Source organism: Sphingomonas sp. (genome assembly GCF_017744835.1).
GTDB lineage: Bacteria > Pseudomonadota > Alphaproteobacteria > Sphingomonadales > Sphingomonadaceae > Sphingomonas.
On the sequence record NZ_JAGIAM010000003.1, the window covers coordinates 87,518 to 106,948 of the forward strand.

At 68.7% G+C, this 19,431-nt stretch carries 22 protein-coding genes; 8 read left to right on the forward strand and 14 right to left on the reverse strand.

The window, feature by feature from the left end:
* Nucleotide 1 precedes the first annotated feature (1 nt).
* From J7500_RS08265 to J7500_RS08310, 10 genes are all read right to left on the reverse strand, one after another.
* Nucleotides 2-298, reverse strand: a complete 297-nt coding sequence (locus tag J7500_RS08265; protein ID WP_294061227.1) for a DUF2849 domain-containing protein — start codon at nt 296-298, stop codon at nt 2-4.
* The gene (gene cobA, locus J7500_RS08270; protein WP_294061228.1) at nt 295-1,080 is read right to left on the reverse strand and encodes a uroporphyrinogen-III C-methyltransferase; all 786 of its coding nucleotides are present in this window, start codon (nt 1,078-1,080) and stop codon (nt 295-297) included. The genes J7500_RS08265 and cobA overlap by 4 nt, the downstream gene beginning before the upstream one ends.
* Nucleotides 1,081-1,154: 74 nt before the next feature.
* The gene (locus J7500_RS08275; RefSeq protein WP_294061229.1) at nt 1,155-1,511 is read right to left on the reverse strand and encodes a hypothetical protein; all 357 of its coding nucleotides are present in this window, start codon (nt 1,509-1,511) and stop codon (nt 1,155-1,157) included.
* Nucleotides 1,512-1,768: 257 nt separating this feature from the next.
* Nucleotides 1,769-3,112: a cellulase family glycosylhydrolase gene (locus J7500_RS08280; protein WP_294061230.1), complete on the reverse strand. Its 1,344-nt coding sequence runs from the start codon at nt 3,110-3,112 to the stop codon at nt 1,769-1,771.
* A gap of 82 nt (nt 3,113-3,194) precedes the next feature.
* Entirely contained in the window at nt 3,195-4,178 is a 984-nt protein-coding gene (locus J7500_RS08285) for a TerC family protein (protein ID WP_294061232.1), read from the reverse strand.
* Between the two features lie 153 nt (nt 4,179-4,331).
* Nucleotides 4,332-4,625: a zf-TFIIB domain-containing protein gene (locus tag J7500_RS08290; protein WP_294061234.1), complete on the reverse strand. Its 294-nt coding sequence runs from the start codon at nt 4,623-4,625 to the stop codon at nt 4,332-4,334.
* Nucleotides 4,626-4,628: 3 nt separating this feature from the next.
* Nucleotides 4,629-5,267, reverse strand: a complete 639-nt coding sequence (locus J7500_RS08295) for a Bax inhibitor-1/YccA family protein (RefSeq protein ID WP_294062141.1) — start codon at nt 5,265-5,267, stop codon at nt 4,629-4,631.
* Between the two features lie 89 nt (nt 5,268-5,356).
* Nucleotides 5,357-5,578: a DUF465 domain-containing protein gene (locus J7500_RS08300; protein ID WP_294061235.1), complete on the reverse strand. Its 222-nt coding sequence runs from the start codon at nt 5,576-5,578 to the stop codon at nt 5,357-5,359.
* Between the two features lie 188 nt (nt 5,579-5,766).
* Nucleotides 5,767-7,182, reverse strand: a complete 1,416-nt coding sequence (astD, locus tag J7500_RS08305; RefSeq protein ID WP_294061236.1) for a succinylglutamate-semialdehyde dehydrogenase — start codon at nt 7,180-7,182, stop codon at nt 5,767-5,769.
* Nucleotides 7,183-7,256: 74 nt separating this feature from the next.
* On the reverse strand, nt 7,257-8,609 hold the full coding sequence (locus J7500_RS08310) for a protein adenylyltransferase SelO family protein (protein WP_294061238.1): 1,353 nt from the start codon (nt 8,607-8,609) through the stop codon (nt 7,257-7,259).
* 18 nt (nt 8,610-8,627) lie between these two features.
* Here J7500_RS08310 and J7500_RS08315 point away from each other — a divergent pair, with 18 nt between their 5' ends.
* The 4 genes from J7500_RS08315 to J7500_RS08330 all read left to right on the forward strand — a co-directional run bounded on the left by J7500_RS08315 (nt 8,628) and on the right by J7500_RS08330 (nt 13,020).
* Nucleotides 8,628-9,491 carry an alpha/beta hydrolase gene (locus J7500_RS08315; protein WP_294062142.1) on the forward strand — a complete coding sequence of 288 codons (864 nt, stop codon included), beginning with the start codon at nt 8,628-8,630 and terminating at the stop codon, nt 9,489-9,491.
* 164 nt (nt 9,492-9,655) lie between these two features.
* Entirely contained in the window at nt 9,656-10,789 is a 1,134-nt protein-coding gene (locus J7500_RS08320; RefSeq protein WP_294061240.1) for a glycosyltransferase family 4 protein, read from the forward strand.
* A gap of 64 nt (nt 10,790-10,853) precedes the next feature.
* Nucleotides 10,854-12,257 (forward strand): nitronate monooxygenase, encoded by a 1,404-nt coding sequence (locus J7500_RS08325; protein ID WP_294061241.1) that lies wholly within the window; start codon nt 10,854-10,856, stop codon nt 12,255-12,257.
* Between the two features lie 67 nt (nt 12,258-12,324).
* Complete coding sequence (locus tag J7500_RS08330; protein WP_294061242.1) at nt 12,325-13,020, forward strand: glutamine amidotransferase; 696 nt, start codon at nt 12,325-12,327, stop codon at nt 13,018-13,020.
* Between the two features lie 6 nt (nt 13,021-13,026).
* On the opposite strand, the gene J7500_RS08335 is transcribed toward J7500_RS08330, so the two are convergent.
* On the reverse strand, nt 13,027-13,458 hold the full coding sequence (locus J7500_RS08335; RefSeq protein WP_294061243.1) for a DUF6766 family protein: 432 nt from the start codon (nt 13,456-13,458) through the stop codon (nt 13,027-13,029).
* Between the two features lie 96 nt (nt 13,459-13,554).
* Nucleotides 13,555-14,553, reverse strand: a complete 999-nt coding sequence (locus J7500_RS08340; RefSeq protein WP_294061244.1) for a D-glycerate dehydrogenase — start codon at nt 14,551-14,553, stop codon at nt 13,555-13,557.
* Nucleotides 14,554-14,643: 90 nt separating this feature from the next.
* Here J7500_RS08340 and J7500_RS08345 point away from each other — a divergent pair, with 90 nt between their 5' ends.
* On the forward strand, nt 14,644-15,120 hold the full coding sequence (locus tag J7500_RS08345; RefSeq protein ID WP_294061245.1) for an SH3 domain-containing protein: 477 nt from the start codon (nt 14,644-14,646) through the stop codon (nt 15,118-15,120).
* Between the two features lie 4 nt (nt 15,121-15,124).
* Here J7500_RS08345 and J7500_RS08350 read toward each other — a convergent pair whose 3' ends face one another.
* Both J7500_RS08350 and J7500_RS08355 read right to left on the reverse strand, forming a co-directional pair.
* Nucleotides 15,125-15,409, reverse strand: a complete 285-nt coding sequence (locus tag J7500_RS08350) for a hypothetical protein (RefSeq protein ID WP_294061246.1) — start codon at nt 15,407-15,409, stop codon at nt 15,125-15,127.
* Nucleotides 15,409-16,596, reverse strand: coding sequence for an acetyl-CoA C-acyltransferase (locus tag J7500_RS08355; protein WP_294061247.1), 1,188 nt, complete (start codon nt 16,594-16,596; stop codon nt 15,409-15,411). The genes J7500_RS08350 and J7500_RS08355 overlap by 1 nt, the downstream gene beginning before the upstream one ends.
* Before the next feature lie 358 nt (nt 16,597-16,954).
* Between J7500_RS08355 and J7500_RS08360 the strand changes: the two genes are divergently transcribed.
* The 3 genes from J7500_RS08360 to J7500_RS08370 are packed head-to-tail and all read left to right on the forward strand — an operon-like array spanning nt 16,955 to nt 19,430.
* The gene (locus J7500_RS08360) at nt 16,955-17,215 is read left to right on the forward strand and encodes a hypothetical protein (protein ID WP_294061248.1); all 261 of its coding nucleotides are present in this window, start codon (nt 16,955-16,957) and stop codon (nt 17,213-17,215) included.
* Nucleotides 17,205-18,011 (forward strand): A24 family peptidase, encoded by an 807-nt coding sequence (locus tag J7500_RS08365; protein ID WP_294061249.1) that lies wholly within the window; start codon nt 17,205-17,207, stop codon nt 18,009-18,011. The genes J7500_RS08360 and J7500_RS08365 overlap by 11 nt, the downstream gene beginning before the upstream one ends.
* A 9-nt stretch (nt 18,012-18,020) precedes the next feature.
* On the forward strand, nt 18,021-19,430 hold the full coding sequence (locus J7500_RS08370; protein ID WP_294061251.1) for a coniferyl aldehyde dehydrogenase: 1,410 nt from the start codon (nt 18,021-18,023) through the stop codon (nt 19,428-19,430).
* The last annotated feature ends 1 nt before the right edge of the window (nt 19,431 follow it).

The following is a 19,431-nucleotide window of genomic DNA, read 5'->3' on the forward strand; positions in this document are numbered from 1 at the left end:
GTCAGATCACCCAGCTGCCGGCATTGGGATCGGCGGGTTTGAGCGTGAGGTCGGGGCGCACGGTCGGGCCATAGGCGCGGATGCGGTCCTTGATGTGCGCGGGGCGGGGCCCCTCGGGCGTCATCGTGCCGTCGATCACCACGCCGCCGTTGACGCGGCGCGCGCCGGTTTCCTCTGTCAGGATCGCCTCGCCATGATCGCCGACATCGGCGGCATCCTCGACATGGATCGACCAGCCCTGGCCGGTCCACCAGATCACTGCGCCCGTGCGCAGGTCGTTTCCGGTCAGAATCTTCACGCAAGCGTCTCCGCAGTCTTGGCCCATGCGGCCAGCTTGTCCTCTGCATCGGCGAGCTGGACGACTTCGCCGACGACGATGATCGCGGGGCTCTGCACCTTCTCGCGCTCGACCATCTCGCCCAGATCGGCGAGCAGCGTGCGCAGGGCGCGGTGGCCCTCCAGCGTCGCGCGCTCGAGCACCGCGACGGGCATGTCGGGCGCCACGCCATCGGCCATCAGCTTGTCGGCGATGGCAGGGCAATTGGCGACGCCCATGTAGATCACCAGCGTGCGGCCCTTGCCGGCGAGGCCGGACCAATCCTGGTCGGAAAGCCCCTTGCACTGGCCCGCGACGAAGCTGACCGCGCTCGACCAGTCGCGGTGGGTCAGCGGCAGCATCGCCTCGGCCGCGGCACCCAGCGCGGCGCTGACGCCCGGAATCACTTCGACGGGCAGCCCGGCCTCGCGCACGGCTTCGACTTCCTCGCCGCCGCGGCCGAAGATGAAGGGGTCGCCCCCCTTCAGCCGCACGACGATCGCGCCGGTCTTCACATGCGCGACGATCAGCGCGTTGATCGCCTCCTGCGGCAGCGTATGCCGGCCGCGGCTCTTGGCGACCGAGATGCGGTGCGCATTGGGCGCGAGGTCGAGCACGCGCGGATCGACGAGCCCGTCATGGACGAGAACGTCGGCCGCGCGCAGTGCCTCGACGGCGCGCACGGTGAGCAGTCCGGGGTCGCCCGGGCCCGCGCCGACAAGGATCACGCGCCCACGCGCGGATGGATCGAGCAGAGTTGCCATGGGTGTCGCAGATGGTCCCGGACTGCCGGCGGGGCAACGGAGGATGCTTTGGGGGGCGAGTAGGGAAGCTATCGCTATGCCACGGTGGCGATTTCCCGCGGCCGTACTTGCATGCCTCCATCGGCCGCCTCCGACGCCTGCGGCGCGGTGTCTACGGGATAGAGCATCAGCACCACGGCGGCCACGCTGGTGAGCGCGCGGAAGCGCTCGGCGAGCCGTTCGGCGCGCGCCGGCTCGATCTCGACCTCGAACGCAATCCAGATGCCGCCGCAGCTCTGCCGGGCCTGCAGCTCGCGGGGCAATAGGTCGAGGTTCGCGAGCATGCCGACGATCTTCGCCAGTGCCTGCGGGCAGCGATCGGCGTGGACTTCGAAGCGGGGCAGGGACGCCCGGCGCAGGGCCGCAGCGGCCGGATAGGTTGATTGAACCATTGGAAAACCTTCGGATTGCCGGAACCAGGGGCTGGTTCGGGAGCGCGCTTCGCAGCCCGCTCCCGCGCACGACCGGCAATCGCCCGGCGCAAGGCGCCAGCGATGCCCTGTCGGCGCTAGCCGGTAATTCGGAGGGTGACCGGCGCGCGGCGCGAACCGAGGCGCGCGGCAGTGCCGCGTCCGCGCTTCGATGATGCTTCCGCCATGGTCATGGCGTCGCGGCTAGCATGGCGCAGGCGGGCTGCCCAGCCCCGGGATCAGGCCGCGATCGGCTGACCGGCCGTCGCGAGCGCCTTGGCATGCGCTGCAATCACCGCGCGGGTGCTCGCATCGCTGTCGAACACGCCGTACCAGCCCTGCGGCTCGTGCGGCGGGTCGCCGACGAAGGGATCGCCGTGCTGGTAGCGATGGTCACCGTGTGCCGCGCGGCCTTCGCCGTTCCACGCCCAGAAGTTGCTCCCCTGGATCGGCCCGCCGGTGCGCACGCTGTTCTCCACCGCGTCGTAGATCAGCTTGTAATAGGCGTCCTTGTAGCTGGTCGCGCTCTCGGGATCATAGCCGCCGCCGTCGCGCGGATAGCCGAATTCCTCGATCACCAGCGGCTTGCCGAGCTGCCGCGCGAGCGCGACGTGCCGGTCGATATAGTCGCGCACCAGCGCCAGTCCCTTGTCGTTGGTGCCGGCGAGGTTCCTGGCGTCGATCCAGCTCCAGTTGAGCGGCCAGATGTGCGCCGTGCAATAGTCGATCTCGGGAAAGCCGTGTTCCTTCAGGTAGATGTCGGCGCTTTCCACGGCGCCTTTCAGCCCCTCGCTGCCGGTGCAGACGAGATGGTTGCGATCGATCATCTTGATCAGCTTCGCCGTGCCCTGCACCCAGGCATAGAAGGCCGGGAGCAGCGGTGCGGCAGCCTCGGCCGAGCCCGCCGGGCGCGGCTCGTTGGCGAGCTGCCACGCCATGATCGTCGGGTCCTCGGCATAGCGGGTGCCGGTGACTGCGTTGGTGCGCCCCACCAGCGCGCGAACCCAGTCGTGGTAGAGCTCCACCGCCTGGCGGTTGGCATAGAATTGCGCGGTCGCGTTGGGGAAGGCGGGCCAGGGGTGGGCGGGGTCGCCCATGTCGACATAGTTGCCCGTCGCGTAGAACAGGTAGGTCGCCATGCCGCCCGACCATTCCCAGAAATTGGTGAGGTAGAGCACGGCCTTCATTTGCCTTTTGGTCATTTCGGCAAGGCAAAAGTCGAGCCCGTCGAGCAGCGCCGCGTTCCATGGCCCGCGCTGCTGGCGGAAGCCCGGCTTGACCGAATTCTTGAGCGGCCCTTCCTCGGCCGAGGCGAGGATGCGCAAATTGGTCACGCCCATCGCGGCGAGCGTGTCGAGCTCGCGCTTGAGCCGCTCGCGATCGCCGAAATCGGCGCTGGCGCCCAGCCAGGCGCCGTACCAGATGTTGGCGCCGACGAAGCGATAGGGCGCGCCGCCCAGCGTGAAGCCCGTGCCGCTGCGCCGGACGAAGGTCCCCGCCGGCGCCGCCAAGAGCGGAGCGGGAAGCGCGAGGCTCGACGCGAGCGCGCCGCCTGCCCCGAGCAGCGACCGGCGAGTGACCATCAATCCCGCTCCCGAATTTCTTTATTCAATGCCGACCATAGCGGCTCCACGGCGCTTGGGAAGCCGCCGGGAGCCGCGCCGGTCAGCCGGCCGCGAGCCTCGCATCGCGCCGCGTGCGGTGCAGCGAATAGGCGATCCCCGCACCCAATATCGCGAAGGTGGCGCCGAGCGACACCAGCGGCGGGAATTTCTCGATGTCGAGCGCGCCGGCGACGAACACCTTGGAGCCGATGAACACCAGCAGCACCGCGAGCGCATATTTGAGGTAGTGGAAGCGGTGGATCATCGCCGCGACCGCGAAGTAGAGCGCCCGCAGGCCCAGCACCGCGAAGATGTTCGACGTGTAGACGATGAACGGGTCGGTGGTGATCGCGAAGATCGCCGGGACCGAGTCCACTGCGAACACCACGTCGGCGAACTCGATCAGCACCAGCGCGAGGAACAAGGGCGTTGCCTGGAGCGCGACGCGCCCGGTTTCCGGGCTGACGCGCCGCACCAGGAAGCGGCCGCCTTCGAAACCCTCGGTCACGCGCAGCTTGCGGCGCGCGAAGGCGAGCACCGGCTGATCGCCGACCGAATAGTCGCCCGGCGGCCGGACGAGCATCTTGATGCCGGTGAAGACCAGGAATGCGGCGAAGAGGTAGAGCACCCATTCGAAGCGCGTGACGAGCGCCGCGCCGACGCCGATCATCACCGCGCGCAGCACGATCACGCCCAATATGCCCCAGAAGAGCACGCGGTGCTGATACTGCCGCGGCACGGCGAAATAGCCGAAGATCGTCGCGATCACGAAGACATTGTCGAGCGCGAGCGACTTCTCGACGACGAAGCCGGTCAGATAGTCGAGACCGGCGCCGCTGCCGAGCGACCACCATATCCATCCGCCATAGGCCAGGCCCACCGCGATGTAGAAAGCGGAGAGCTTCAGGCTCTCGCGCACGCCGATCTCCTGCTTCTTGCGATGAAGCACGCCGAGATCGAAGGCGAGCAGCGCGGCCACCACCAGGAGGAAGGCGGCCCACATCCACAGCGGCTTGCCCAGGAAGGCCGTGAGCAGGAAATCCATCAGACGAAACCTTCAGTCGATCGCGGCAAGGCACAGCGCAGCCTTCTCGCTCCGTCGCCGGAGGAGGCCGGATCAGGTTGGGACAATGGCCCGCCGCCGGGCCGGAGGACCGCGGCGGCGGGCAGGATCGGAGCCGTTCGGGGGACTTGGGGGCTAGTCGAACAGCTCCTCGAGGAACGATTTGCGCCGCTTGTGCGGATAATGGCCGTGCTTCTGGCCATAGGCGCGCGCGTCATAGGGCTGCGGCGGGGCGCCGTAGCTCTCGCGCGGCGCCGTCGGCACCGGAGCAGGCGAGACTGCCGCGCTGCTTCGCTCGATGATCTTGTCGAGCTCGCCGCGGTCGAGCCACACGCCCCGGCACGCCGGGCAATGGTCGATCTCGATCCCTGCGCGCTCGATCGGCACCAGCCTGGTGCCGTCGACGGGGCAAGTGAAACTGCCGGTCATCGCTTACTCCTCCTGCTGGCCGAACAGGCTCAGCAGCAGCTGGAACAGGTTGATCAGGTTCAAGTAGAGCGACAGCGCGCCCATCACCGCGAGCTTCTCGGTCGCCTGGGTGCCGGCATAGGCGAGATACTCGCTCTTCAGCCGCTGCGTGTCCCAGGCGGTGAGGCCGGTGAACACCACGATGCCGGCGATCGAGAGCACCATCTGGAGCATCGACGAGCCGAGGAAGATGTTGACCAGGCTCGCCAGCACCACGCCGATCAGCCCGATCATCAGAAAGGTCGAGAAGCGGGTGAGATCGGTCTTGGTCGTATATCCCCACAGGCTCATCGCCAGGAAGATCGCCGAGGCGGCGAAGAAGGCGCCCGCGATGCTGGTGGCGGTGAAGACCAGGAAGATGCTCGCCATCGACAGGCCCATCACGCCCGCGAAGGCGAAGAAGGCCGTCCAGGCGCCCGCGGTCGTCATCTTCTCGATTCGGAAGGTGAAGAAGAAGACGAAGGCCAGCGGCGCCAGCATCGCCACCCATTTGAGCGGCGTGCCGAAGATCAGGCCGACGAGCGCAGGCGAACTCGCGACGAGCGCCGCCACTGCGCCGGTGAGCAGCAGGCCCAGCCCCATGTTGCGGTAGATGCCGAGCATGTAGCGGCGCAGCCCTTCGTGCCGCGCGGCGGCGCCGGCGGCGGCATGGGCGTTGAAGTAGTTTATCGGGTCAGCCATGATTTTCTCCATCAAGCATGTGCAGGACGCGCCCGGCGCAGCACGGCGCGGGCCATGCGGCGCATCTCGGCGGCGTCGGGGATGTGTCGGAACAGCCGGTCCTTGACGGCGAGCCGCTCCTTCTTGAGCCGCGTCAGCCGGAACTGGTCCGGGGTACGGCGCGCGCGTTCGCGCCGGATCTCGCGATTGAGCATCCAGTGGGCGGCGATGAGCCGTTCGATCATCTGGGTCATAAAGCCTCTCGTCATCGATGTTGCATCGATCGAGGCGCTGGCTTGGGGGAGTTTGGGCTTGGGCCGCCGTCACCTGCACCGAGCGCGCTCGATGCGGTCCGACATCACGAGGGCTTTGTAAGCCCTCGCCAGAGGGGCCCGGTCCGCAGCTAGAGATTAGGCGGTGTTCGCGCCGCTTTCAAGGGGCGTCAGGCGTCGCGCAACCCCAGCCCGATCGCTGCGCGCGATTGCTCGGACTCCGACGAGACCACCGGATAGGCGCAATAGTCGGCGGCATAATAGGCGCTTGGCCGGTGGTTGCCGCTCCAGCCCACGCCGCCGAAGGGCGCGGCGGAGGAAGCGCCGTTGGTCGGGCGGTTCCAGTTGACGATGCCCGCGCGGATGTTCGCCCAGAAACGGTCGTAGAGCTTGGGATCCTGGCTCACCAGGCTGGCGGAGAGGCCGTAGCGGGTGTCGTTCGCCTCGACGATCGCCTCGTCGAAGCTGTTCGCGCGAATCACCTGCAGGATCGGGCCGAACAGCTCGACGTCGGGCTTCTCGCGCGCCTCGGTCATGTCGATGAGGCCCGGGGTGAGGAAGGGGCGGCCCTCGATCGGCCGCTCCATGTGCCTGAGCGGCCGGCCGCCCCGCGTGAGCAGCGCGAGGAAGCTCTCGGTCAACATGTCGGCGGTGTCGTTGTCGATCACCGGCCCCATGAAGGGCGCGGGGTCCGCATGCGGTTCGCCGATGATCAGCCGGCCGATCAACTTGTTCACTTCCTCGATCAGCGGATCGTAGAGCTTCTGGTCGACGATCAGCCGCCGCGCCGCGGTGCAGCGCTGGCCGGCGGTGGTGAAGGCGGACTGCACCACGAGCACCGCGGCCGAATAGAGGTCGGGCGTGTCCCACACCAGGATCGGATTGTTGCCGCCCATCTCGAGCGCCAGGATCTTCTCGGGCCGCGTCGCGAACTGGCGGTTGAGTGCGATTCCGGTGTTGGCCGATCCGGTGAAAAGCAGCCCGTCGATATCGGGATGGCCGGCGAGTGCCTTGCCCTGCTCGGGGCCGCCGATCAGCAGCCGGATGCAGCCCTCGGGCACGCCTGCGCTGCGGAAGCAGTCGACCAGGAAGGCGCCCGACGCCGGCGTCTTCTCCGAGGGCTTGAACACCACGGCATTGCCCGCGAGCAGCGCGGGGACGATGTGGCCGTTGGGCAGGTGCGCGGGGAAATTGTACGGTCCCAGCACCGCCAGCACGCCGTGCGGCTTGTGGCGTAGCGCCAGCCGCGTGTTCATCGGCGCCTCGATCCGGCGTTGGCCGGTGCGCTCCGAATAGGCGGTGACCGAGATGTCGACCTTGGCGATCACTGTCTCGACTTCGGTTCGCGCTTCCCAGATCGGCTTGCCGGTCTCGCGCGCGAGCAGATCGGTGAAGGCGTCGGCCTTCTGGCGCACGACGTTCGCGAAGCGGCGCAGCGCCTCGATGCGATAGGCGAGCGGGCGCGCGGCCCATTCGGCCCAGCTCGCGCGTGCGATCGCCACTTCGGCGTCGGCGTCGCCCACCTGCTGGCGCCACAGCACCGCGCCCGTGGCGGGCTCGGTCGAGATGATTTCCTGTGCCGCCATTGCTTTGGTCTTGAACCCCCGGGAAACTCTGCCTGCTCTTGCACGAAATGGGGAAAGCTTGCCAAGCCCCGAGACTAGGCGAGCGCCTCGCCCATCCGCCGGATCGCGTTCACCTTGGCCTCGAGCGGCGTCCAGTCGTCGTCCGCGGCGATGGCCGCCCAGATCGCCTCGACTTCGTCGATCAGCATCGCGCAGGGTTTCGCGTCCGTCCAATAATCATGCGCGCGCCGCTTGCGCGGGCGATAGTGCTCCAGCTGCGCGCGAAGCTCGGCGAAAGGCTCGCCATAGCTGGCCGGAAGCCTGCCCCCGAAGGCGTCGAAGAAGAATCGGTCGATCGGCGTCTCGGTGCCCGAGAGCGCGCGCTCCATCGCCTGGACCAGCGGCCGGTCATGCTCGGCCCCGCGCGGCGTCACCCCCAGCCGCCACAGCAGCGCCTCCGCGACCTCGCGCTGGAATGCCTCCGGGAAGCCGTCGAGCGCCTCGATCAGCGGCTCTTCCTCGGCGATCAGCCGCAGCGCGCTGGCGAGCTGCATCACGTCCCAATAGATCGCCTCGGGCTGGCGGCCGAAGGCATAGAGGCCGGCATGGTCGAAATAAGCCGCGGTGAATCCCGGCGACCAGCTCGGCGCGAACCGCCAGGGGCCATAGTCGAAGCTCTCGCCGGTCACGTTGATATTGTCGCTGTTGAGCACGCCGTGGACGAAGCCCGCGGCCATGAACTGCCCCGCCATCCGTGCCGTCCGCGCCGCGACATGCGCGAGCAGCCGCTGCGGCGCGTCGTCCCCGGGTCCCTCGCCGTAATAGTGGCGCAGCACATAGTCGGTGAGCTGCCGGATCGCGTCGGGCTCCTGCAGATAGGCGAGCCGCTGGAAGGTGCCGATGCGGATATGCCCGTGGTTGAGCCGAACCAGCACCGCCGAGCGGGTGGGGGAGGGCTCGTCGTTGCGCTGGAGCTCCTCGCCCGTCTCGATCAGCGAGAAGGTCTTCGACGTCTCGACGCCCAGCGCCTCGAGCATCTCGGTCGCGAGGATCTCGCGCACGCCGCCCTTGAGCGTCAGCCGCCCGTCGCCGAAGCGGCTGTATGGCGTCTGCCCCGATCCCTTGGTGCCCAGGTCGAGCAGCCGCCCGCGCGCATCGGTCATCTGCGCGAACAGGAAGCCGCGACCGTCGCCGATCTCGGGATTGTACACGCGGAACTGGTGGCCGTGATAGCGCAGCGCCAGCGGCTGGGTCAGGCTGCCGGGCAGCGGCTCGAAGCGGCCGAAATGCGCGATCCACTCGACGTCGCTGAGCCCGTCGAGCCCCACGCTCGCCGCCGCGCGGTCGTTGCGGAAGCGCAGGATCGTCTGCGGAAATCGTGCCGGCGTGACCGGATCGTAGAAGGCGGAGCCGAGCTCGAGGATCGCCTGTTGCGGAGTGAAGGCCATGCGGCGATATGGGGGCCGATGGGCGAGCGGCGCAACTACAGTGATGGCTATTGGTGGTCCAAGGACGGGCTGCGGCTGCATTACCGCGATTATGCGGGACCGGCCGACAAGCCGCCGATCCTCTGCTTCCCGGGGCTGACGCGCAACGCGCGCGACTATGAAGGGCTCGCCGCGCGGCTGGCGGGCGAGTGGCGCGTGCTCTGCGTCGAGTTCCGCGGCCGCGGCGAGAGCGCCTATGCCAAGGACCCGATGACCTATGTCCCGCTGACCTATCTGCAGGACGTCGAGGCGCTGCTCGCCGAGCTGGGCATCGGAAGGTTCGTCGCGGTCGGCACCTCGCTCGGCGGCATCGTCACCATGCTGCTTGCCGCGACGGGGGCGGAGCGGCTGGCGGGCGTGGTGCTCAACGACGTCGGCCCCGAGCTCAATCCCGCCGGGCTGGCGCGGATCCGCACCTATGTCGGCAAGCCGGTCTGGTACCCCACCTGGATGCACGCGGCGCGCGGCGTCGCCGAAGGCAATGGCGACGTCTATCCGGCCTATGCGATCGAGGATTGGCTGCGCATGGCCAAGCGCCTTTATCGCGTGAACAGCTCGGGCCGGATCGTGCTCGATTACGACATGAAGATCGCCGAGCCCTTCCGCGTGCCGGGCAACGAAGCGGGCCCTGATATGTGGCCGACGATCGACGCGCTCAAGGGCCGGCCGGTGCTGGTCGTGCGCGGCGAGCGATCGGACATATTGAGCGCGGGCACGGCCGAGAAGATGCTGGCGCGGCTGCCCCAGGGCGAGCTGGTGACCGTGCCCGGCGTCGGCCACGCGCCCACGCTCGAGGAAACCGAGGCCGCGGCGGGGATCGATCGGCTGCTGGGGAAGATCTAGGCTCCCACGTCATCCCCGCGAAGGCGGGGACCCAGGAATGGCAAGCGGTGTCGCCCGCGACTCTGGGCTCCCGCCTTCGCGGGGGTGACGGCTGGGGGGCGCGGGGTGGCGGTAGTGCGCGGGGATGACGGCCGGCAAGTGATCGGCTATCGGACCGATCCGCAATGCCCATCCACATCCTTCACCTCCATTCCACCTTCGCGCCGGGCGGCAAGGAAGCGCGCGCCGTCCGCCTGATGAATGCGTTCGGCGACAAGGCGCGGCACACGATCGTCTCGGCGATGCCCGACCAGTTGGGCGCGCGCGACCTGATCGCCAAGGGCATCAAGTACGAGATCGCGCAGAACCCGCCGCCGCTCACCGGCAAGCCCTCGGTCAGGCGCTACGAGGAGATCGCGCGGTTCATGCGGCGCTTCGACCTCGTCCTCACCTATAATTGGGGCGCGATCGACGGGGTGATGGCGGCGCGGGTGTTCGGCAAGGGGCTTCCCCCGGTCATCCATCACGAGGATGGGTTCAACGAGGACGAGGCCAGGCGCCTCAACCCGGTGCGCAACATGTACCGCCGCATCGCGCTGCCCGCCGCCAATGCGCTGGTGGTGCCGAGCCACATCCTCGAGAAGATCGCGCTCAAGCACTGGCACCAGCCCGCCGCGCGGCTGCGGCGCATCCCGAACGGCGTCGCCACCGCGCTCTATACCGGCAGGACCGATCCGCGGCTGATCCCGGCGCTCCAGAAGCGCCGCGAGGGCGAGATATTCATCGGCTGCGTCGCCGGGCTTCGCGAGGTCAAGGACCTGCCGCTGCTGGTGCGTGCCTGCGGCGGGCTCAACACACGCTTCAAGCTGGTGATCCTGGGCGAGGGGCCCGAGCGGCAGAACATCCTCGACGCCGCCGAGAGCATGGCGATCGAGGACCAGGTCTTCCTCCCCGGCTATCTGAGCGAGCCGCACAAATATATGGGCCTGTTCGACATCTTCGCGCTCTCGTCGAAAAGCGAGCAGGCGCCGATCTCGGTGATCGAGGCGATGGCCGCCGGCCTGCCGGTGGTGGCGCCGCGCGTCGGCGACATACCGGTGATGGTCGCGCCCGAGAACGACGCCTTCCTCGCCCCCCGCCGCAACGAAGTCGACATCCGCGACCGGATCGAGACGCTCGCCGGCCATGCGGAGTCCCGCCACTACATCGGCGCGCAGAACCGTGAACGCGCCCGCGCGTTGTTCGATGAAGCCGCAATGATCGCGTCCTATGCGCGGCTTTACGGCGAGGCCATGGGCCGCCCTGACGCACTGCAATAACGATTGCGTCTCGCTTGTTGCGGGCAATGCGTCTAGCGTCCCGCAAATTTTTCCGGAGGTAGATTTGTTCAAGGGTCTGACGCCCATCGTGTACAACGGCCGTGAGGTTTGGCCGCTGGTTGAAGGGGGTAAGGGCGTAGCGGCCACCAACCACGCGAGCGCCGGTGCCTGGGCCGCGGCCGGGGGCATCGGCACGGTCAGCGCGGTCAATGCCGACAGCTACGACGCCGAGGGCAAGATCATCCCGCAGGTGTACCACGCGCTCACCCGGCGCGAGCGCCACGAAGAGCTGATCCAGTACGCGATCGAAGGCGCCGTCCAGCAGGTCAAGAAGGCGTTCGAGATCGCCGGCGGCAAGGGCGCGATCAACATCAACGTGCTCTGGGAAATGGGCGGCGCGCAGCGCGTGCTCCACGGCGTGCTCGAACGCACCAAGGGCATGGTGGCGGGCGTCACCTGCGGCGCGGGCATGCCCTACAAGCTCAGCGAGATCGCGGCGTCGTACAATGTCTCGTACCTGCCGATCGTCAGCTCGGGCCGCGCCTTCCGCGCGCTGTGGAAGCGCGCCTATTCCAAGGCGGCCGACTGGCTGGCCGCGGTGGTCTATGAGGATCCCTGGCTCGCCGGCGGCCACAACGGCCTGTCGAACGCCGAGGATCCGCTGGTCCCGCAGGACCCGTATCCCCGCGTCCGCGACCTGCGCGCGACGATGCGCGAGGGCGGCATCTCGGACGACGTGCCGATCGTGATGGCCGGCGGCGTCTGGTACCTGCGCGACTGGAACGACTGGATCGACAATCCCGAGCTGGGCAAGATCGCCTTCCAGTTCGGCACGCGCCCGCTGCTCACGCAGGAAAGCCCGATCCCCGAAGGCTGGAAGGCCGAGCTGATGAAGCTGGAGGAGGGCGACATCCTGCTCCACCGCTTCTCGCCCACCGGCTTCTATTCCTCGGCGGTGCGCAATCCCTTCCTGCGCAGCCTCGAGGCGCGCAGCGAGCGGCAGATCCCCTATTCGACCGAGCACGCCGGCGATCACACCTTCCAGCTCGACGTGGGCGTGAAGGGCAAGAACTTCTGGGTGACCCGCAACGACCTGCTGCGCGCGCGCGAATGGTTCGGCCTGGGCTTCACTTCGGCGCTCAAGACCCCGGACAACACGCTCGTCTTCGTGACCGAGGAAGAGAAGGCCGTGATCCGCAAGGACCAGGCCGACTGCATGGGCTGCCTCAGCCAGTGCCAGTTCTCGTCCTGGGCGGACACCGAGACCAACTCGACCGGCCGTCTCGCCGACCCGCGCAGCTTCTGCATCCAGAAGACGCTGCAGGACATCGCGCATGGCGGCCCGGTGGACCAGAACCTGATGTTCGCGGGCCACGGCGCCTACAACTTCAAGCGCGACCCCTTCTATTCGAACGGCTTCGTCCCGACGGTGAAGCAGCTCGTCGACCGGATCCTGACTGGGGATTGAGCCCCGCTTGGCCGCATTCAAGAAAGCCTAGTCTCGCGATGGGAGATCGCGCGGCTAGGCTCTCCCCATGAAAACCGGTCTCATCATCCGTCACACCCCGTACGAAGGCATCGCCGGCTTCCGCGAGCCGATCGAGGCGGCGGGCTATGTGCTCGATCGCATCGACGTCACCGATCCCGCCTTCGCCGACCTCGATTTCGACGCGCCCGATCTGCTGCTGATGATGGGCGGCCCGATGGGCGTCTACGAGCGCGAGACGCATCCGTGGATCGCCCACGAAGTGGAGCGGCTCGCCGAGCGGATCGCGCGCGGGCTGCCGACGCTCGGCGTCTGCCTGGGCGCGCAGATGATCGCGGCGGCGATGGGGGCGGAGGTGCGGCCCGGCCCGGTCAAGGAAGTCGGCTTCTCGCCGCTGGCGCTCAACTCCGCGGGCGCGGACTCGCCGCTTCGCCATGTGGCGGACGTGCCTGTCCTCCACTGGCACGGCGACACCTTCGGCCTGCCCGACGGCGTCGAGCTGCTCGCCTCGACCGCGGCCTATGCCCACCAGGCCTTCCGCCGCGGCCCCGAGCTGCTCGCGCTCCAGTTCCATGCCGAGATGGGCGAGGACCCGCGCTTCGAGGCCTGGCTCGAGAACGGCCCCGGCTTCGTCGCCGAGGCGGGCACCACGCCCGACCGGCTGCGCGCCGAGCATGCGGCGAAGGGCCCCGCCGCGGTCAGTGCCGGGCAGGCGATGATCGCGGAGTGGCTGCGCGGCCTCTGACCCAACTCAGGCGGCGTCTTCCTTGTCGTCGGCGACCACCGGGTCCATCCCGTGCGCGTGCGGCTTGGCATGGCCGCCGACGCGCAGATAACGGTCGTCGAGTTCGTCGATGATCTCCTGACCGCGGTCGACGCCGGCGTGGAGCCGCAGCAGCGAATCGATCTTCGCCTCCATCCGGTCGTCATTCTCCTTGGACGAGGGCGAGCCGACGTAGAGGAAATAGGCGAGGCCGACGACCTGCCACAGCAGCTGGAGGAACTCGGACTGCCAATTCTCGAAGGTGTCGCGCAGCATCTCGTTTAGATAGCCGGAAAATTCCGCCACCTGCCCATGCTCGCGCGCCTCGTCGACGAAGGCGTTCCAGCCGAACACCCAGTGCAGCGCCAGCGAGACCAGGAAAAAGCCCAGCGTCAGCCAGGCATAGCCATATTTTTTCATCGCATCCTCCGTGCGGGCAGAACCCGGCGGGGAGGGGGCGGTTCCGGAGGCGTAATGGGGCGTTATTAATCTCCCCGAGCTCGCCGGGGGAGGATTTTAGAGCCACCCCTCCAGCACCTGGTCGGGTGGGCGGTGGCCGTCGGACCAGGAGCGGATGTTGGCGATTACCTTGAGCCCCATTGCCTCGCGCCCCTCGAAGGTCGCCGAACCGAGGTGCGGGAGCAGCACGACATTGGGCAGCGCGAACAGCCGCGGGTCGACCGCGGGCTCGTTCACATAGACGTCGAGCCCGGCGCCGGCGATCCGCCCGGTCTGGAGCGCCGTCACCAGCGCCTCGGGATCTACGATCTCGCCGCGCGCGGTGTTGATCAGCCAGCCGTCGGGCCCGAGCAGGTTGAGCCGCCGCGCATCGATCAGCCCGGTCGTGCTCTCGGTATGCGGCGCGTGGATGGTGAGGATGTCCACCGCCGCAAGCATCGCATCGAGATCGGCGTGGAAGGTCGCGCCCAGTTGCGCCTCGGCGACTTCGGGGATGCGCTGGCGGTTGTGGTAATGGACCTGCAGCCCGAAGGCGCGGGCGCGCGCCGCCACCGCCTGGCCGATCCGCCCCATGCCGAGGATGCCCAGCTTGCGCCCGCCGATCCGGTGCCCGCGCATGCCGGTGGGGCACCAGCCGGTCCATTCGCCCGATCGCACCAGCTTGTCGCCCTCGACCAGCCGGCGCGGCGCGGCGAGAATCAGCGCCATCGCCATGTCGGCGGTATCCTCGGTCAGCACGCCCGGCGTGTTGGTGACCACGATCCCGCGCGCGCGCGCCGCCTTGAGGTCGATATGCCCCACGCCCGCGCCGTAGTTGGCGATCAGCCGCAGCCGCTCGGGCGCCGCTTCGATCAGCGCGGCGTCTATCCGGTCGGTGACGGTGGGGACGAGCACGTCCGCGTCGGCCATCGCGGCGGCGAGCGCATCGGCATGCATCGCACGATCGTCGGGACTGAGCACCACATCGAACAGCTCGGTCATCCGCGCCTCGATCGGATCGGGCAGCGAGCGGGTTACGATCACCCGGGGCCGGGAGGGGCGCGGCGCCTGTACCATGATGGCGGATTGGCCGTCCCGGCGACGCCAGTCAACGGCTTGATGCCCGCCGCCGCTGCGCGGTAGAGGGCAGGGATGGAAGGGGCAGGCATGCGGTTCTGGGGTTGGATGGTGCTCGGCGCGCTCGCGCTCGGGCTGGCGGCGCCTGCATGGGCGCAGCGCAAGCCGCCCTATTTCGTCTCGATCAAGGCCGGCAAGGCGCTGATGCGCGCGGGGCCTGGGCGCAACTATCCGGCGACCTGGCTCTACAAGCGCCGCGGGCTGCCGCTCAAGGTGGTGACCGTCTTCGGCGAGTGGCGGCGGGTGGAAGATCCCGGCGGCACCCAGGGCTGGATGCTTTCCAACCTGCTCGACGAGGAGCGCACCGCCTATGTGACGGGCACGATCGTCGAGATGCGCGCCGCCCCGGATCTCGGCGCCCGCGTCAACTGGCGCGCGGCGCCCGGCGTGATCGGCACGATCAGCAAATGCGCGACCGGCTGGTGCTGGTTCCAGGTCGGCAACCGCGGCGGCTATGTCGAACAGTCGCACCTCTGGGGCACTGCCCCGGGCGAAGTGATGGACTAGGCGCCTAGGCCAGCTTCACCGGCGTCGGGTCGCCCAATTCCTCGACGAGCTGGCGATATGCCTCGGCGCGGCAGCGCGACCAGGCAGCCTGTCCTTCGCCGTCCAGCGTCCCGAGGATCGCCTCGTCGGGCTCGACCGCGATCCGCTCGACCAGCGCGTCGGCCTCCAGCCCGAGCACGGGCGCGAGCAGCCGCATCGTGCGCGCCCGCAGCTTGAATTCGAACGCATCGAGGCGCGCGGACTCGACTTCGCCCTTCTTGAGCAGCGCGCCTCGAAGGTCCCAGACCATCAGTCGATGAGTTCGACCGCCACCGCGGTCGCCTCGCCTCCGCCGATGCACAGCGACGCCAGCCCGCGCCGCCCGCCGGTCGTCTCCAGCGCCGAGATCAAGGTCGCCAGGATTCGCGCGCCGCTCGCGCCCACCGGATGGCCGAGCGCGCAGGCGCCGCCGTGGATGTTGAGCGTGTCGTGGCTCAACCCCAGCTCCTTCATCGCGATCATCGCCACGCAGGCGAAGGCTTCGTTGACTTCGAACAGGTCGACGTCGCCCGTCGTCCAGCCCGCCTTGTCGAGCGCCTTCTGCATCGCGAACACCGGCGCGGTGGTGAAGCGCGCGGGCAGGTGCGCGTGCGCGGCGTGCGCGACGATCCGCGCGCGCGGGGTGAGGCCGAGCCGCTCGGCGACGCTCGCGCGCGTCATAACCAGCGCCGCCGCGCCGTCCGAGATCGAGGAGGCGTTGGCGGCGGTGATCGTCCCGTCCTTGGCGAAGGCGGCCTTGAGCGTCGGGATCTTGGCGGGATCGCCCTTGGCGGGCTGCTCGTCGAGCGCGATCGTGGTGGTGCCCTTGCGGCCCGTCACTTCGACGGGGACGATCTCGCGATCGAACGCGCCGCTGGTCTGCGCCTTCTTGGCGCGCTCGAGGCTGGCGATCGCGAAATCGTCCTGCGCGGCGCGCGTGAACTGATATTCCTGCGCCACTTCCTCGGCGAAGCTGCCCATCAGCCGGCCGGGCTCATAGGCATCCTCGAGCCCGTCGAGATACATATGGTCCTTGAGCACGTCGTGCCCGATCCGCGCGCCCGAGCGGTGGCGGAGCGACAGATAGGGGGCGTTGGTCATGCTCTCCATGCCGCCGGCGACGATCAGCTCGGCCGAACCCGCGGCGAGCGCGTCGGCCGCCATGATCGCGGCCTGCATGCCCGATCCGCACATCTTGTTGATCGTCGTCGCCTCGATGTGGTGCGGCAGCCCGGTCTTGAGCGCGGCCTGGCGCGCGGGCGCCTGGCCTAGCCCGGCGGGGAGCACGCAGCCCATGTAGATGCGCTCGATCGCGTCGCCCTTCAGCCCCGCGCGCTCGACCGCCGCGCCTACCGCGGTGGCGCCCAGCTCGGTGGCGCTGGCATCGGCCAGGCTGCCCTGGAAGCTGCCCATCGGGGTGCGGGCATAGGAAACGATCACGACGTCGTCGGCGGACATAAGGGCTCCTCTCGGGTGTTGGGCCCGATCTAGGGTCCAGACCCATGAGCGGCAATGGTCATGACGGAGCGGATTTTGGCGCATGGGTAGGAGCGAGGAGGGAGCGATGCCGAAGCATCGTGACCGACGAGCGACGCCCTCCATGCGCCAAAATCCGCCCGCCGCTTCGCGGTTGCCCTGTCGTGCCCGCCGGCGGCGTCGCGGCCCTTGCGCGTAGCGCCGCTACGTGCTGCGCGTCGCTCCTTGCCGGACGAACACGACAGGGCAATCATGACCGTTGCCGCTCATGGGTCTGGACCCTTGGTATCGGCGGAGACGGTTTGCAAAAGCCGGGTCGCGCCCGCATGAAAGGTTCCGCATGGCTCTCGTCGACATCCTCAAATGGTCCGCATCGATCAGCGGGATGATCGCCGCGTTCATGGTATCGCTCGACCTCGGTCGCCGCGTCACCGGCTGGGGCTTCGCCTTGTTCGTCGCGTCGAGCATCTGCTGGATCAGCGGCGCGCTGATGTCCGACGACGAGCCGCTGTGGACGCAGAACCTCGTGCTGTTCGGCATCAATTGCTTCGGCGTCTATCGTTACCTGATCCGCAAGCGTCGCCCGCGCGATGACGACTGAGGCCTGGCTCTGGCCGATATTGCTGGGCGTGCTCGGGCTCGTATTCGGCAGCTTCATCGCCACGCTCGCGATCCGCTGGCCGCAGGAGCGCTCGGCGCTCAAGGGCCGCTCGCAGTGCGACGGCTGCGGCAAGGGACTGGGCGCGCGCGAGCTGGTGCCGGTGCTGAGCTATGTCCTCCAGCGTGGCCGCTGCCGGGCGTGCGGCGCCGCGATCGCGCCCTCGCATCTGGTCACCGAGCTGATCGGCGGCGCGATCGGCGTGAGTGCGGGGCTGGTCGCGCCGGGCGTGGAGGGCGCGTGCGGCGCGGTGTTCGGCTGGCTGCTGCTCGCGCTTGCCGCGATCGACTTCGCCGCTTTCTGGCTTCCCAATGCACTTACCGGAGCGCTTGCCGCCACGGGCCTCGCCGTCGGCCTGCTCGCCGACGTGCCGCCGCCGCTCACCGACCGGCTGATCGGCGGCCTCGCCGGCTTCGGCACGCTCTGGCTTGTCGCGATGCTCTATCGCGCGCTGCGCGGCCGACACGGGCTCGGCGGCGGCGACCCCAAGATGCTCGGCGGCATCGGCCCGTGGCTCGGTTGGCAGGCACTGCCGCTGGTGGTGCTCGGCGCCTGCTTCGTCGGGCTGGCGGCGGTGCTGATGTTGATCCTCGGCGGCAGGCGGCTGCACGGCAGCTCGCGGCTGCCCTTCGGAGTCATGCTCGCCGTCGCGGCTTTCGGTGTCTGGCTGGCCGAGGCCTCGACGCCGCGGTTCCCGCCGGGAACAGTGATATATCTGGTGCCTGAGAATCAGGAATAGGGGAGGGCGATGCGCGAGATACTGGAGGCCCAGCGCAGGGCGTTCATGGCCGAGCTGCCCGTGCCGGTCGCGGTGCGAAAGGATCGGCTCGATCGTGCCACCGCGATGCTCGCCGACAATGCGACGCGCTTCTGCGATGCGCTGAGCGAGGATTTCGGCCACCGCAGCCGCGAGCAGTCGATGATCACCGACATCGCCGCCTCGGTCGGTTCGCTCCGTCATGCGCGCAAGCAGGTCGATCGCTGGGCGCGGCCTGAGCGCAAGCCGACGATGTTCCCGCTCGGCCTGCTCGGCGCGCGGGCCCGCATCGAATATCAGCCCAAGGGCGTGGTCGGCGTGATCGCGCCGTGGAATTTCCCGGTGAACCTGGTGATGGCGCCGCTCGCCGGCATCTTCGCCGCGGGCAATCGCGCGATGGTCAAGACCAGCGAGTTCACGCCCGTCACCGCCGCCTTGTTCGAGGAGCTTGCCCCGCGCTATTTCGCCGCCGACGAGCTCGCCTTCGTCAGCGGCGGTCCCGAGGTCGGCAAGATCTTTGCCGAGCTGCCCTTCGATCACTTGCTCTTCACCGGCGCCACCGGCATCGCGCGCCACATCCTCCACGCCGCGGCGGACAATCTCGTCCCCGTCACGCTCGAGCTCGGCGGCAAGTCGCCGGTGATCCTCGGCCGCTCGGCCGATGTCGCGCGTGCGACCGAGCGCGTGGCGATGGGCAAGATGCTAAACGCCGGTCAGATCTGCCTCGCCCCCGATTACATGCTGGTGCCCGAGGAGCAGGAGGCAGCGGCGGTCGCCGGCCTGACCCGCGCCGCCACGGCGATGTACCCCAGCCTGCTCGCCAACCCCGATTACACTGCCGTCATCAACGATCGCCACTATCAGCGCCTCACCGACTGGATCGAGGACGCGCGCGCACAGGGCGCCGAAGTGATCGCAGTCAATCCGGCCAACGAAGACTTCTCCGCCTCCAATTCGCGGAAGCTCCCGCTCCACATCATCCGCGGCGCGACCGACAGCATGAAGGTGATGCAGGAGGAGATCTTCGGGCCCGTCCTGCCGGTCCGCTCCTATGCGGCGATCGAAGACGCGATCGACGAAGTGAACCGACGCGACCGCCCGCTCGCCCTCTATTATTTCGGCCGCGACGCAGCCGAGCGCCGCCGCGTGCTCGATCGCACCGTCTCGGGCGGCGTGACGCTCGACGACGTGATCTTCCACGTCGGGCAGGAGGAACTACCCTTCGGCGGCGTCGGCCCCTCGGGCATGGGCGCCTATCACGGCGAGATCGGCTTCCGCACCTTCAGCCACGCCCGCGCGATCTTTCGCCAGTCGCGGCTCGACGTGGCGAAGCTCGCCGGCATGAAGCCGCCCTATGGCAAGGCGACCTGGGCGACGATCAAGCGGCAGATGAAGGGGTAGG